At 69.9% G+C, this 14,786-nt stretch carries 10 protein-coding genes; 3 read left to right on the top strand and 7 right to left on the bottom strand.

Translation table 11 applies throughout. The features are described 5' to 3' along the window. Positions 1 to 31: 31 nt before the first annotated feature. Complete coding sequence (locus GVV86_RS01855; RefSeq protein WP_159617872.1) at positions 32 to 853, bottom strand: sigma-70 family RNA polymerase sigma factor; 822 nt, start codon at positions 851 to 853, stop codon at positions 32 to 34. A gap of 307 nt (positions 854 to 1,160) precedes the next feature. Between GVV86_RS01855 and GVV86_RS01850 the strand changes: the two genes are divergently transcribed. Together GVV86_RS01850 and GVV86_RS01845 are read left to right on the top strand one after the other, a co-directional pair. Beyond that, positions 1,161 to 2,882: an ABC transporter ATP-binding protein gene (locus tag GVV86_RS01850; RefSeq protein WP_159801056.1), complete on the top strand. Its 1,722-nt coding sequence runs from the start codon at positions 1,161 to 1,163 to the stop codon at positions 2,880 to 2,882. Then, on the top strand, positions 2,875 to 4,665 hold the full coding sequence (locus GVV86_RS01845) for an ABC transporter ATP-binding protein (RefSeq protein ID WP_159801054.1): 1,791 nt from the start codon (positions 2,875 to 2,877) through the stop codon (positions 4,663 to 4,665). The genes GVV86_RS01850 and GVV86_RS01845 overlap by 8 nt, the downstream gene beginning before the upstream one ends. 19 nt (positions 4,666 to 4,684) lie before the next feature. Here the strand turns inward: GVV86_RS01845 and GVV86_RS01840 are convergent, their stop codons facing one another. From GVV86_RS01840 to GVV86_RS01830, 3 genes are all read right to left on the bottom strand, one after another. After that, positions 4,685 to 5,176 carry a PTS sugar transporter subunit IIA gene (locus tag GVV86_RS01840; protein WP_159617600.1) on the bottom strand — a complete coding sequence of 164 codons (492 nt, stop codon included), beginning with the start codon at positions 5,174 to 5,176 and terminating at the stop codon, positions 4,685 to 4,687. Between the two features lie 69 nt (positions 5,177 to 5,245). Continuing rightward, positions 5,246 to 6,970 carry a glycerol-3-phosphate dehydrogenase/oxidase gene (locus GVV86_RS01835; protein ID WP_159801052.1) on the bottom strand — a complete coding sequence of 575 codons (1,725 nt, stop codon included), beginning with the start codon at positions 6,968 to 6,970 and terminating at the stop codon, positions 5,246 to 5,248. A 69-nt stretch (positions 6,971 to 7,039) separates the two neighbouring features. Further along, positions 7,040 to 8,179, bottom strand: a complete 1,140-nt coding sequence (locus GVV86_RS01830; RefSeq protein ID WP_120164870.1) for a GuaB3 family IMP dehydrogenase-related protein — start codon at positions 8,177 to 8,179, stop codon at positions 7,040 to 7,042. A 448-nt stretch (positions 8,180 to 8,627) separates the two neighbouring features. Between GVV86_RS01830 and GVV86_RS01825 the strand changes: the two genes are divergently transcribed. After that, a complete protein-coding gene (locus tag GVV86_RS01825; RefSeq protein ID WP_159801198.1) occupies positions 8,628 to 10,271 on the top strand; it encodes a ribonuclease J in 1,644 nt (547 codons plus the stop codon). Between the two features lie 107 nt (positions 10,272 to 10,378). Here GVV86_RS01825 and GVV86_RS01820 read toward each other — a convergent pair whose 3' ends face one another. The 3 genes from GVV86_RS01820 to ubiG are packed head-to-tail and all read right to left on the bottom strand — an operon-like array spanning position 10,379 to position 14,752. Further along, a complete protein-coding gene (locus GVV86_RS01820) occupies positions 10,379 to 12,196 on the bottom strand; it encodes an ABC transporter ATP-binding protein (protein ID WP_159801050.1) in 1,818 nt (605 codons plus the stop codon). A gap of 27 nt (positions 12,197 to 12,223) precedes the next feature. Continuing rightward, positions 12,224 to 13,942, bottom strand: coding sequence for a glycosyltransferase (locus GVV86_RS01815; RefSeq protein ID WP_159801048.1), 1,719 nt, complete (start codon positions 13,940 to 13,942; stop codon positions 12,224 to 12,226). Positions 13,943 to 13,960: 18 nt separating this feature from the next. Then, positions 13,961 to 14,752, bottom strand: a complete 792-nt coding sequence (ubiG, locus tag GVV86_RS01810; protein ID WP_159617604.1) for a bifunctional 2-polyprenyl-6-hydroxyphenol methylase/3-demethylubiquinol 3-O-methyltransferase UbiG — start codon at positions 14,750 to 14,752, stop codon at positions 13,961 to 13,963. Positions 14,753 to 14,786: the final 34 nt, after the last annotated feature.

Genomic DNA, 14,786 nt, shown 5'->3' with positions numbered 1-14,786 from the left:
GAAAACAGGCGTTGCGGCATACGCCGGGGCCTCAGGCGGAAACAGGCGCCATGGCGGCCAGCCGCACCGGGGCGCTCAGGGTGGATCCACCCCGGGTCCGGGCCGCGAGGGAATTGAGATAGGCGGTGCGCCGGGCGGGGGCGACGCGGGACTCCGGCGCGGGTGCGGCGCCGTCGGTGTCGGAATACACCGCAGCCATCCCGTCGCGCAGCAACCGGATGGCCTCGGCCCGCTGCTGGGACACCGCCGAGTGGGTGGACCCGAACTCCTCGGCCAGGTCCTTAACCGGGCGGTCCTCGAAGTAGGTCTGCTCGATGATGTAGCGCATCTTGTCGGGCAGGGCCTGCACCGCGGCCCGCAGATACTGGGCCTGCTCGGAGACCAGCAGGGATTCCTCGGGGGTGGCCATGACCGCGGTGAGCGACTCGGGCGCGTTCTCGTCGAGTGTGGAAACGGTGCGTGAGGCGTCGGCCAGGGTCGCGGCCACCGCGTCCCGTCCCACGCCCAGCACCTCGGCGATCTCACCGACCGTGGGGTTGCGCTGCAGCGCCCCGGTGAGCAGTTCGGACACCGCGAGGGTCTCCTTGATCCGACGGCGGGTGTCCCGGCTGGCCCAGTCGGAGGCCCTCATGTCGTCGGCGAAGGCGCCAAGGATGCGCCGCCGGGCGAAGGTGCCGAACCGCACGCCATAGGAAGGGTCGAATGACTGGGCGGCGGAGACGAGCGCGAGGGCGCCGGCACCGGCGAGGTCCTCGCGGGAGAGGTGCGGGGACCGTGCGCAGATTTCCGAGACAAGATATCCAACCAGCGGAAGATTCTCCACAATCATCTTGTTGCGTTCTTCACGGTTCAACTCGGACATCCCCTCATAAACACGATTTGCAATCCGCGCCGGTGGCTGTGGATTTTCGCCGGCCGGGGCCCGGTTCCCCGGAGGCGTTGGCCGGTGAATTTCCCGGTTTTCCAACAGTAAGACCACGTTCAGGGCCGAAATAGCGAGGTGCAAAAACAGCGTGGAATTCCTACTGAAATACTGCGCCGATCCTGCGGATATCCAGAGCATCGCCGGAGGGAGCGTGGGAGCCGCCCGTTTCTGCCTCCGCCGAAGCGATTGGGAAACCTCTATCAATGGGGTGGAAACCGGTCTAGGATGACTGTTCGTGCGCTCCTTTCCCTACCCCGATTCCGGCCCTCCGGACCTCCGCTCCCCCACCCGGTTCCTGGTGTGGCTTGCCTCGAAGCAGAAGGCCACGCTGGCCGCCGGCGCCCTGCTCGGCGCCGTATGGATGGTGGCGCAGGCCCTCATGCCCTTCTTCCTCGGCCGGGCTGTGGACCGCGGCATCCTGGCCGGGAACGCCCGCGCCCTCGCGGTTGAGGTCCTGATCCTGCTGGGGTTGATGGTGGTGCAGGCCGCGGCCGACACCTTCGGGCACCGCGTGGCCGTCAGCAACTGGCTCCAGGCCTCCTTCCGGTCGGTCCAGCTGGTCGGACACCACGTCACCCGCACCGGTGACGCCCTGCCGAACACCCTCTCCACCGGCGAGGTGGTCTCGACCGCCGCGTCGGACACCTTCCGGCTCGGGGAGATCTTCGACGTCTCGGCCCGGCTGGCCGGCGCCTTCGCGGCGTGGCTCGTGGTCAGCGCCCTGATCTTCGGCACCTCCCCCGAACTGGGGCTCCTGGTGCTGGCCGGCGTTCCGGCGTGCTGCGCCCTGCTGCTGTTCGTGGTGCGCCCGCTGCAGGCCCGCCAGCGCGAGCAGCGGGCCGACTCGGGGAAGATGACGGCGGTGGGGGCCGACACCGTCGCCGGGCTGCGCGTGCTGCGCGGCATCGGCGGCGAGCACATCTTCGTCCGCCGCTACCGTGCCCGTTCCGCGGCGACCCGTGATTCGGGCATCCGCGTGGCCCGCTCCCTCGCCGACCTCGAAGCGTCCCAGGTGTTCATCGCCGGTGCCTTCAGCGTGGTGTTCACCTGGGTCGGTGCCGGTCTGGTGCTCGACGGCACCATCTCTCCCGGTGAGCTGGTGGCGCTCTACGGTTTCTCGGTGTTCCTCGTGACCCCGATCCGCACCGCGGCCGACGCCGTGTCGCGGACCATCCGCGCCCAGGTCGGGGCCCGGAAGATCCTCGCCGTGCTCCGGGTGGAATCCTCGGTCTCCGACGCCCCGGCGCCGGTGCCGCCCCCGGCGCCCGGCGCGGCCCTGCTGGACACTGCGAGCGGGCTGGCCCTTGAGCCGGGCCGGATCACCGCACTGGTCTCGTCCGACCCCGCCGGCGCAGCCGCCGTCGCCACCCGGCTCGGACGCTTCGACGACGCCGCGGACGGCGCGGACGGCGTCCGCTGGGGCGGCGTGGGCCTGGGCGCGGTGGCGCTGGTGGAGATCCGCCGCCGCATCGTCGTCAGCGAGGCGGCACCCCAGCTCTTCACCGGTTCCCTGCGGTCCCAGCTTGACCCGCAGCAGCGCCACGACGACGCCGCGATCCTCGACGCCCTGCAGGCCGCCAGCGCCCTGGACATCCTGGACGGGGTGGAGGACGGACTCGACACCGCGGTGACCGAGCGCGGCCGAGGGTTCTCGGGCGGCCAGCGCCAGCGCATCGTGCTGGCCCGGGCGCTGCTGACCCGCGCGGAGACCCTGATCCTGATCGAGCCGACGAGCGCCGTCGATGCTCACACCGAGTCCCGGATCGCCGCCGGCTTCCGCAGGGAGCGGGCCCACCCCGGCCTCACCACCCTGGTGGTGACCGCGAGTCCCCTGCTCCTGGGCGTCGTGGACTCGGTGGTCTTCCTCGAGGACGGCAGGGTCAGCGCGGCCGGTCCGCACCGCGACCTGATGGCAGGCAATCCGAACTATCGAAATGTTGTGATCCGCAGTGAGTGATACAGCAACCCGCACCGGCCCGGACGCCGGGCAGCGCGGCGGGGAACCGGACCGCCTCCCGGTGGCCGGCGCACGTGCCGTTCGAGCCGAGGCCGCCCGCCTGATCCGCCACCACCGCCGCGGCCTGGCGGCCGTGGTGGCCCTGTACGTGGGCTCGGCCGTGGCCGGGCTCGCCGGTCCGCTGCTGCTGGGCGTCGTCGTGGACGCCGTCCTCGCCGGCACCACCCGGGACTTCATCACCTGGGTTTCGCTGGCGATGCTCGGTTCCCTGCTCCTGCAGTCCCTCCTGCGCCGGTTCGCTGTGCGGTCCGGCATGGTGTTCGGCGAACGCGTTTTCGCCCGGCTGCGGGAGGACTTCATGGAGCAGGTCACCGCACTGCCGCTGTCGACGGTGGAGAAGGCCGGCACCGGCGACCTGGTGGCGCGCACCACGAACGACATCGACGCCGTGTCGCACACGGTGCGGTTCGGCGTGCCGCAGGTCGTGGTGTCGGCGGTGACCATCGTGCTGACGCTGGCGGCCGCCGTCGTCGCCTCCCCGCTGCTGTCGGTGGCCCTGCTGACCGGCCTTCCCCTGCTCTACCCGGTGACGCGGTGGTACCTGACCCGCTCCTCGGCCGGGTACCAGAGGGAACGCGAGACCTACGCGGTGATCAACGGTGCCGTGACCGAAACCATCGAAGGGGCGCGGACCGTGGACGCGCTGGGCCTGGGCGGTGCGCGCAGGGCCACCATCGACGCCGCCGTGGCGGACAGCTACCGCGCCGAGCGCTACACGCTGTGGCTGCGCAGCGTCCTCTTCCCCGCGGCGGACATCGCGTTCTGGCTGCCGGTCGCCGGGGTGCTGGTGTGGGGCGGCTGGCTGGCCTCGCTCGACATCGTGACCCCCGGGGCCGTCGCGGCGGTGGCCCTGCTGGCTGTGCGCCTCATCGATCCCGTCGACCTGCTCATCATGTGGACCGACGAGATCCAGGTCGGGGCCGCGTCGCTGGCCCGGATCATCGGAGTGAAGGAGGTGCCGCCAGACCGCACCGCGACGGACGAAGCGCCGGCGAACGAGGACATCCGCGTCTCCGGGGCGACCTACGCCTACCGGCCTGGGCACAACGTGCTCCACGGCGTGGACCTGGCCCTGCGGCGCGGGGAGCGCCTTGCGGTCGTCGGGCCCTCGGGTGCCGGCAAGTCGACGCTCGGCCGCCTGATCGCCGGGATCCACCCGCCCACCTCAGGGTCGGTCACCGTCGGCGGGGTGCCGCTGGTAAACCGCCCCCTCGACGACCTGCGCCGCGAGGTCGCCCTGGTCACCCAGGAGCACCACGTGTTTGTCGGCTCGGTCGCCGACAATGTGCGGCTGGGGCGCGCCGATGCCCTCGAAGCGGAGATCACCGGCGCGCTGGCGTCGGTGGGCGCGCTGTCCTGGGCCGCCACCCTGCCGGAGGGGATCGACACCGAGGTCGGCTCCGGCGCCCACGAGCTGACCCCGGCCCAGGCGCAGGAGCTGGCCCTGGCCCGCCTGATCCTGGCCGACCCGCACACCCTGGTCCTCGACGAGGCCACCTCGCTCATCGACCCGCAGTCCGCGCGGGACCTCGAGCGTTCGCTCAGTGTCGTCCTTGAAGGCCGGACGGTGATCGCCATCGCCCACCGCCTCCACACCGCCCACGACGCCGACCGGGTGGCGGTGGTCGAGGACGGCAACATCACCGAGCTCGGCTCCCATGAGGAACTGCTGGCCCTCGACGGCGCCTACGCCTCGCTGTGGCGCTCCTGGCGCACCGAGTAACGGGCGCGGCCAGGCTCCCTCAGTGGTCGAAGAACACCAGTGAGGAGTTGATCAGTTCCGCGATGACCTCGGCGTCGTGGGCCCTCCGCAGGGAGTCCCGGAAGTTCTCCTTGAACAGGCTGCGGGCGATGGTGGCCAGCACCTCCAGGTGCTCGGAGAACGACGAGGCGGGGGTGGCGATCAGCAGCACCAGGGTGGCGGGGCCGTCAACCGCGCCGAAGTCGAGGCTGTGCCCGTACTTGGTGATGCCGACCCCGATGGAGGTCTGGCAGACATACTCGCTGCGCGCGTGCGGCAGGCCGACCCCGCCGGGCAGGCCGGTGGCCATCTGGTGTTCCCGGGAGTTGACCTGATCGAGGAACGCGTCGAGGTCCGTGATCCTGCCCGCGGCGTGCATGCGGGCGGCCAGCTGCGCGCTGGCGTCCTCCTTGGACTCGGCCTCCATTTCGAGGATCACCAGGTCCGGGGTTGTCAGCCCGGCCTCGTGCAGCTCCAGGGACAGCTCACTCAATTTGTGCCTCTCATCGTGCCCGCGGCCGCCGATGCCCTGCGGTGTTCGTACCGCGGCCGCGGCCGTTCCCTAGCTTACCGGGACGATGTCCTCAGCACCCGTGCGGGCGCTGTCCGCCGACTCGTCGTCGGGCTGTTCCTGGCTGAGCCGCTCCGCCTGGACGCGGGCGAGGTAGTGCTTCACCTCGCGGTTGACCTGCTGCTCGCTCCAGCCCAGGAGCGGCCCCATCAGCTCGGCGACGACCGGCGCCGCGGACACGCCGCGGTCCCAGGACTCAATGGAGATCCGGGTGCGGCGGGTGAGGATGTCCTCGATGTGACGGGCGCCCTCGTGGGTGACGGCGAAGACCGCCTCGGCCGCGAGGTAGTCGTCGGCGCCGGGCAGCGGCTCGCCCAGCGCGGGGTCGGACTTGATCAGCTCAAGGACCGAGTCGGCCTGCGTGCCGTAGCGCTGGAGCAGGTGCTCCACGCGGGCCACATGGATCCCCGCGGCCTCGGCCATCCTCGCCCGCATGTTCCACGCTGCCTTGTACCCCTCCGCGCCGAGCAGGGGAACGGAGTCGGTGCAGCTTTCGGGAACCCGCTCGTCGAGGGCGCGCGAGGCCTCGTCGACGGCATCCTTGGCCATCACCCGGTAGGTGGTCCACTTGCCGCCGGCGACGACGACGAGCCCGGGCACCGGGTGGGCGACGATGTGCTCGCGGGAGAGCTTCGCGGTGGAGTCGCTCTCCCCGGCCAGCAGGGGACGCAGCCCCGCGTAGACGCCCTCGACGTCCTCGCGGGTCAGCGGGCGGTTCAGCACCCGGTTCACGTGCTCGAGGATGTAGTCGATGTCCTGCGACGACGCCGCCGGGTGGGCCTTATCGAGGTCCCACTTGGTGTCGGTGGTGCCGATGATCCAGTGGCGTCCCCACGGGATGACGAACAGGACCGACTTCTCGGTGCGCAGGATCAGGCCCACGGTGGACTGGAACCGGTCGCGCGGCACCACGAGGTGGATGCCCTTGGAGGCCCGGACCTTGAGCTGCCCGCGGTCCGTCACCATCGCCTGGGTCTCGTCGGTCCACACTCCGGTGGCGTTCACCACCTGCTTGGCGCGGATGCTGAACTCCTCGCCGGTCTCCTGGTCCTTGACCTGGGCGCCGACCACCCGCTCGCCCTCGCGCAGGAAGTTGACCACCGTGACCCGGTTGGCCGCGTGCGCCCCGTAGTGCACGGCGGTGCGGGTCATGTTCACCACGTACCGGGCGTCGTCGACCTGGGCATCGTAGTAGCGGATGGAGCCGACCATCGCGTCTTTCTTCAGGCTGGGCGCCGCGCGCAGCGTGCCGCGCCGGGTGAGGTGCTTGTGGAACGGCACCCCTCGGGAGTGCCCGCCGCCGATGCTCAGGGCGTCGTAGAGGGCGATGCCCGCCCCGACGTAGGGGCGTTCGACGAAGCGCTTGCCCAGCGGATAGAGGAACGGCACCGGCCTCACCAGGTGCGGGGCGATCCGCTGGATCAGCAGCCCACGTTCCTTCAGCGCCTCCTGCACCAGGGCGAAGTCGAGCATCTCGAGGTAGCGCAGGCCGCCGTGGATCAGCTTCGAGGACCGCGAGGAAGTCCCGGAGGCCCAGTCGCGGGCCTCGACGATGCCGGTGGTCAGTCCGCGCGTCGCCGCGTCCAGGGCTGAGCCGACGCCCACCACCCCGCCGCCGACGATCAGGATGTCGAGTTCTCCGCCGGGCCGGCTCGTGGCCTTCAGCGCCTCAAGCGCCTCGCTGCGGTACTGGGGACTGAGTGCGCCTGCTGCCATGGCCGTAACCCTCCGAAACGTTGAGTTCTGCGTACCCCAACCTTAGGCACTCAACCGCCCGGAGCGCACTCAATCGTTCGAAACATAGGGTGAAAGGACAACCTCCACCCGCTGGAACTCCTTGAGATCCGAGTATCCCGTGGTCGCCATGGCCCGGCGCAGCGCCCCGATCAGATTCGACGTGCCGTTGGTGTGGTGGGAGGGGCCCCACAGCACTTCCTTCAGCGGGCCGACGGTTCCAAGGTTGAACCGGTCGCCGCGGGGAAGCTCGGCGTGGTGGGCCTCCTGGCCCCAGTGCCAGCCCTTCCCCGGCGCCTCCTCGGCGCGGGCCAGGGCCGAACCGAGCATGACGGCGTCGGCGCCCATGGCGATGGCCTTGACGATGTCGCCGCTGGCGCCCATGCCGCCGTCGGCGATGACGTGGACGTAGCGTCCGCCGGATTCATCCATGTAGTCCCGGCGGGCCGCGGCCACATCGGAGATGGCCGAGGCGAGCGGGGAGTGGATGCCGAGGGCCCGCCGCGTCGTCGTCGTCGCCCCTCCCCCGAAGCCCACGAGGACCCCGGCGGCACCGGTGCGCATCAGGTGCAGGGCCGGGGTGTAGCCGGCGGCGCCGCCGACGATCACCGGGACGTCTAATTCGTAGATGAACTGCTTGAGGTTCAGCGGCTCCTCGTTCTTCGACACGTGCTCGGCGGAGACGGTGGTGCCGCGGATGACGAAGATGTCGACGCCGGCGGCGAGGACGGTCTTGTAGAACTGCTGGGTGCGCTGCGGGGTCAGCGACCCGGCGACGGTCACGCCGGCCTCGCGGATCTCGGCCAGCCGGCTCGTGATGAGGTCGGCCTGGATGGGCGCCGCATAGATTTCCTGCAGGCGCGCGGTCGCGGCGGGGCTGAAGTTCTCGGTGCTGAGCCCAGCGATCTCATCGAGCACCGGCTGCGGATCCTCGTAGCGGGTCCACAGGCCCTCGAGGTTGAGCACGCCGAGCCCGCCGAGCCGGCCCAGGGCGATCGCGGTGGCCGGCGACATCACCGAATCCATGGGCGCCGCGATGACGGGCATCTCGAACTGGTAGGCGTCGATCTGCCAGCTCACCGACACATCGAGCGGGTCGCGGGTGCGCCGGGAGGGCACCACGGCGACATCGTCGAGGGAGTACGCCCTGCGTCCACGCTTGGCCCGGCCAATTTCAATCTCGTAAGTCACTGCTCTAGGTTATCCCAGCCCTGCACGGCACTCTCATCAGGGCATATTGTCCGGCCTCCGGCCCGCTCCCGTGCCCCCGCCGGGCCGACCCAATTAACCCTCTTACCCCCGTACGGAATAGAGTTGCACAAAGGAACACCGCTGTGAAACACCGGCCGGGCAGCAGAACTGCGGGCGCCGGCACCCCCGCACCGCAACGAAGCGGGCGGTTTCCCTCGGCCATTCGACCCGGCGCAGCCACCGGGCCCCGGAGGTTCGCACCGCTCCACCCGGTGGAACAGCACCGACCGGTCCCGCGGACTGCGCGGAATTATTTTTAGAGCAACACCCTTCGAGCACGACCATTCCACGCGGCGGCCCGCCCGCCGCGACATCGACGAGAGAATACCAATTCGTGAATAAAACACCCGCCGCACTGAAAACTCCCCCGACACTCGCCAAGGGCGCAATGCGCATCGTCGCCCTCGGCGGCATCGGCGAAATCGGCAGAAACATGACCGTCTTCGAATTCGGCGGCAAGCTGCTCATCGTCGACTGCGGCGTCCTGTTCCCCGAGGACCACCAGCCCGGCGTCAACGTGATCCTGCCCGACTTCTCCTACATCCGCGAACGCATCAACGATGTCGTCGCCGTCGTGCTCACCCACGGCCACGAGGACCACATCGGCGGCGTTCCGTACCTGCTGCGCGAACGCGCGGACATCCCCCTGGTCGGTTCCCAGCTGACCCTGGCCTTCATCGAGGCCAAGCTCAAGGAACACCGCATCACCCCCAAGACCATCCAGGTCAAGGAAGGCGACCGCCGCACTCTGGGCGTATTCGACCTCGAGTTCGTCGCGGTGAACCACTCGATCCCCGACAGCCTCGCCGTCGCGATCCGCACCGCCGCCGGCATGGTGCTGCACACGGGCGACTTCAAGATGGACCAGTTCCCGCTTGACCGCCGCATCACCGACCTCGGCGCCTTCGCACGCCTCGGCGCGGAGGGCGTGGACCTGTTCCTCACCGACTCCACGAACGCCGACGTGCCGGGCTTCACCACTTCGGAGAAGGACCTCGCCCCCGCGATCGACGCCGTGTTCCGCACCGCTCCGCGGCGCATCATCGTCTCGAGCTTCGCGAGCCACATCCACCGGATCCAGCAGATCATCGACACCGCCCACCAGCACCGCCGCAAGGTCGCCTTCGTGGGCCGCTCGATGGTCCGCAACATGACCATCGCGGCGGACCTGGGCTACCTGAAGATCCCGCAGGGCCTGCTCGTCGACTTCAAGAAGCTCGAGCGCAGCGACGACCACAAGGTCGTGCTGATCTGCACCGGCTCCCAGGGCGAGCCGCTGGCGGCACTGTCCCGGATGGCCAACAACGACCACGCCATCAAGATCAGCGAGGGCGACACCGTCCTACTGGCCAGCTCACTGATCCCGGGCAACGAGAACGCCATCTACGGCATCATCAACGCCCTGACCGAGATCGGCGCCAACGTCGTCCACAAGGGCAACGCCAAGGTGCACGTCTCGGGCCACGCCAGCGCCGGCGAGCTCGCCTACTGCTACAACATCGTCAAGCCGCGCAACGTCATGCCGGTCCACGGCGAATGGCGCCACCTGCGCGCCAACTCCGAGATCGCCGTCGCGACGGGCGTGGAGCCCCGCAACGTGATCATCGCCCAGGACGGCGTCACCGTCGACCTCCAACGCGGACGCGCCACCGTCTCGGGCAAGGTGCCCGCCGGGCTTGTGTTCGTCGACGGCGCCAGCGTCGGAGGCATCACGGAAGAGACCCTGCGCGAGCGCCGCCGGCTCGCCGAGGAAGGCTCGGTGACCGTCCTGGCGATCATCGACGCCGAGACTGGCACCATGGCCGAGCCCCCGGAGTTCTTCATCCAGGGCTTCTCCTGCGATCCGGCCGACCTCGACAAGGCAGGCACCGCCGTCGAGAAGGCCCTCACCGACGGCCCGTCGGGCCGCCAGGGCGGCCGCGGAGCCCGCAATCTGGACCCGGAGGCCGTCATCGAGCGGGCCACGGCGAACTGGATGCGCCGGTTCTACAACCGCACCCCGGTGATCACCGCGATCGTCGTCGACGCGTAGCAGCACCCGGCTCCCAGCAGCACCTGAACCGGTCCCGCGCCTTCCCGGCGCGGGGCCGGTTTTTGGTTTAATTCGGCTGCGGGTCGGTGTGGGCTTGCGGCCGGGCCTCAGGGAACCGTGGGCTGCAGCTGGCTCTCGAACATCCGGTAGTAGCGGCCGCGCAGCGCCACGAGCTCGCGGTGCGTCCCGGACTCCACCACCCGCCCGTCCTCAAGCATGTAGACCACATCGGCCTTCTCGATCGTGGCGAGCCGGTGGCTGATGGCGACGATGGTGCGGGACCGGTCCTCGAAGAGCCGGGTGAAGATCCGGTGCTCCGCGAGGGCGTCGATGGCCGAGGTCGGCTCGTCCATGACAATGAACGGGGCATCCCGGTAGAAGTTGCGGGCCATCGCCAGGCGCTGCCACTGCCCGCCGGACAGCCCGCTGCCCTTGCGCCCGCGCGGGTCTTCCATCCAGTTGCTGACATGGTTCTCGAATCCGTTCGGCAGCCGGCGGATGAAGTCCGCGGCCTCCGCATCGGCGGCCGCGCGTTCGATGCGCTCCTCGTCCCGGGGGGCGCCTACGTCGCCGAAGAAGATATTGTTCCCCGCCGTGGCGAACTCGTACTTCAGGAAGTCCTGCGACATGACCGCGAGGTGCCGGTGCCAGGAGGACGTGCCAACGGTGCGCAGGTCCCGCCCGTCGAGCAGTACACTGCCGGCGCTCGGGACGTAGAGCCCGGCGAGGATGCGGATCAGCGTCGACTTCCCCGCCCCGTTCTCCCCCACGATGGCGATATGCCGGCCGCGCTCGATCGTCATCGAAATGCCCTTGAGCACTTCCAGGTCGCTGCCCGCGTAGGTGAAGTGGATGTCCTCAAGCTCGACGCGCGAAGGCGGCCCGGACAGCGGTTCACCCGTCGCGGCCGGGACCGGGAGCCCCATGAACAGCTCGTAGTCGTTCAGGTTCGCCAGGTCTTCGTCAATGGAACTGAGCGAACTGACGAGGTCGTTGGCTGTGCTCAGGGCCCGGCTGACGATCTGCTGAATGTAGAGGAACTGGCCCACCGGCTGCGCCCGCGCAATGATCTGCCCGACCACCCAGAGCAGCGCGATGACCTCCGCGCCGTACTGGAGCGCGTCGGCGAGCAACTGCTTGGGGATATAGCGCCGCTGGAAGTCGAGCCGCCGTTTTTCATCGGCGTCACGCAGCCGCGACCGCAGCTGCATGAGATAGTCCACCACCCCGTACAACCGGATCTCGGCGATGTACTGCGGGCGCATGATGTTCGTCTCGATCATCCGGCGCTGACGGCGGGAGTCGACCTGCGTGTTCCAGTGCGCCATCTGCTCCCGCGAGAGGCGGAACTGCAGATACACGCTGGGCACGATCGCGATCAGGACGATCAGCGCCACCCACCAGCTGACCAGCAGCAGCGCCCCGATGGCCAGCACCACCGAGACCAGCTGGGTGAAGATGGCCGCGATCCGGTCGAGGACCCGGGGGTAGGAGTCGGAGAACCGGCGCGCCCGGTCGTAGAGGTCCACCGTCTCCTTGTCGTCGTAGCGCCAGAACTCCAGCGCGAGGAACCTCTCGTACATCGAATCGCCCACGATGGCGCCGACCCTGAAGCTGAGGACCTGCTGGATGTACCGGTCGACGCTGGTGAAGGCGCCCCAGAACAGCCCCAGCACAGCGGTGATCACCACATAGAGAACGGCCCGCTGCCCGGCCTCGGGCTCACCGGCGTAGGCCTCGGCGAGCGCCGTCGTCGTCAGCGCCGCGAAGTAGGTCGTGACCAACGGCAGCACGGCCCCGATCAGGGAGCCGAGGACCTTCATGACGACGGCGCCCGGCGAAGCCTTGGCGCTCAGCGCCAGGATGCGCCCGACGGCGCGGGCGTACGGGACGAGGGCCAGGCGCGAGGCGGAGCGCTCAGCCACGGCGTGCGCACCCGCCGCCGGCCGGGGCTACCTCCCGGCGGTCCGGAAGCCCAGGGCCGCCATGAGCGCCGCGAGCAGTGCCGCCGCCGCCGTCAGGGGCGCCACGCCGTCGTCGGGCCGCCGCCAGCTGGCCCGGACCGACCGCTCCGCGGGGTAACCGCCCGTCATGATGGCTCCAAGGATGCCCAGGGTTCTCGCGGCAGCGCGGCTGGGCCGCCGGAACAGGGCGGCGGTGCAGACCGCCTGGAGCACGAGCATTCCACCGGGCGCCGAGAGGTTCGTGCCGGTCAACCACTGGTCACGCTCGATGGTGTCCGTTGAGCCACGGAGAAATCCTATGTCGTAGGCCGTGCGTTTCCTCAACGCCCGGTGCAATCCTGCGACACCGAGGGCCAGCTGGGCCGCTGAGACAAGGGCGAAGCCCTTCCGGCCACGGCCCCGGCGGGCCGCGTCACCGCGGCCCCCGAGCGGTCCTGCCTCGGCCGTCTCGAGTTCGCGGGCGATCATCGGCAATGCGGCATACCGCGCGTACTCCGAGGCCAGCCGTCCAGCCGCCTCCTTGTAGGAGGGGTCGGACAGGACCCGCCGGACGGCCTTGCGGATCGCCCGAGGCGACGGCGAGCCGGTGCGCAGGTTGATCCCCACCCCGGCCCAGGCCACCCGGGCCGCGACCTCGGGCTTGTCCTCGCGGTCCCCGGCGACGACCACCGGCAGGCCCTCCGCCAGCGCGCGCTGGGTTCCGCCGTATCCGCCGTTGGTGATCATCACGTCCACCAGAGGCAGCAGGTGCTCGTGCGGTAGGAAACCGGCGACGCGGGCATTCGGCGGCACGTCACCGGGCGGCAGGGGCGCACCGCCGGTGGTGGCGACCACCAGGACGTCCAGGTCCGCCAGGGCCCGGAGCGTGGGCAGGATGAGCCGGCCCGGGTCCTTGTTGTCAATGGTGCCCTGGGTGACGTGGATGACCGGGCGCCCGGCCCGGAGGTCGCCCCACCAGGACGGCGGCGTGAAATCAGCGCTCCCGGTGGGAAGGACCGGGCCCACGAAGCGCACACTGGCCGGCAGGTCGCTGCGGGGGTATTCGAAGCCGGGGCAGGTGAACTGCAGGAACCGGTCCGCGAGGGAGGCCGCGTCCAGGAAGTGGACGGGCAGGGGCACCCCCGCGGCGGCCTTCATCTGCCGGTTCGCCGCCCGGTGCGTGGGCCGGAACACGACCTTTTGGATCAGGGTGTTGAGCATCAGGTTGCGGAGCACCCCGGCCTTCGTCGGCAGGGGCGGCAGGCCCGGACCGAAGGGGGCGGTGTCCCTGCTGGAGAAGGCGAGCGGGATGATCCCGCTGAAGAGGATCGGCGGGCGCGGTTCCGCGCGCAGCAGCGGGACGACGGCGCCCGTGAAACTGGATTCGGCCAGGACGGCGTCGGTGGGGGTCCGGTCGAGCTCCTCCCGCAGGGCGCGGTACTGCTGGGGCATGGGCTTGATGAAGACTTCCGCCATGTCGAAGCGGAGCCGGGCCAGCCCCTTCTTCCCGACGCGCCCCGGGAAGGAGAGGTCAAGGTCCCGGTCGTCGAAGTCGCAGGCCTCCGGCAGCCGGAGGAACCTCAGGCCGGCACCCGTGACGGTATCCTCGAACCGGGCACCGGTGAGCATGCCCACCTGGTGCCCCTGGCTGCGCAGGTACCGGCCGATCTCGACCAGGGGCACTACGTGCCCGTAGATCGGGGAGCTGCAGAGAAGATACGTTGCCATCGGTGCCTCCCGGCGCTGTTAGGTCCCGGCCGCTGCCGGCTTGCGGGCGTAGCCCATATAGGAAACCCGGGTGTTCTTGACCCTGCCGAAATCCAGGCGCCGGCTGAGTTCCCCGTAGCTGATCCGGCCCCTGCGGGCGTCGTAGAAGCTTTTGAGCACCACCGGCTTTGGGGCCCGGGGCGCCAGCCCGGCGATCTCCTCGACGCCGAGCCCCGTTTGGGAGAGCTGGGCGGTCAGCTCATCCGGCGTGATGAACAGATTCCAGTCGTGCAGGGCGGCGTCGGTGACCTTCGTGAGGGACCAGTCCTGCATGACCTTGATGCCGAGGAACCTGCTGGTCCGGGTCCGGTTGATGGTGTCGAACAGGTAGAGGCCCCCCGGTCGAAGGGCCCGGGCGGCCTCCTCAAGGACGCGCGGAAGGTCCGTGACGTGTTCGAGCACATCACAGCAGTAGACGACGTCGAACGTTGAACTGCCGACCGGCAGCTCCTCCCCCGTGCCCACGACATACCGGATGCTCAGCCCGGCCTGTCCTGCGTGCTTCCGGGCGGCGGAGATGGCCACCTCGGACGGGTCCACACCGGTGACCGAGAAGCCCAGCCGGGCGAACTCCTCGGCCAGGAAGCCGCAGCCGCAGCCGACGTCCAACGCTGTTCGGCCGGCGTAGGTGCCGAACAGCAACGTCCGCAGGACCTCACGGAAGTAGGCCATCCGTCCCGGGGTGCAGCTGCCGTGGAGGATGTTCAGGACGTTGTCCTCGTCCCACCAGGTCTCGCCGAGGCGGTTGTAGATGTCATTGTCGATGGCCATGGACCCTCCTCCGCTGCCTGCCCTGCGCATATCC

The sequence above is a fragment of the Arthrobacter zhaoguopingii genome, from assembly GCF_009828595.1.
In the GTDB taxonomy this organism is placed as follows: Bacteria; Actinomycetota; Actinomycetes; order Actinomycetales; family Micrococcaceae; genus Arthrobacter_D; species Arthrobacter_D zhaoguopingii.
This window is presented reverse-complemented; position numbering and strand designations above follow the sequence as displayed.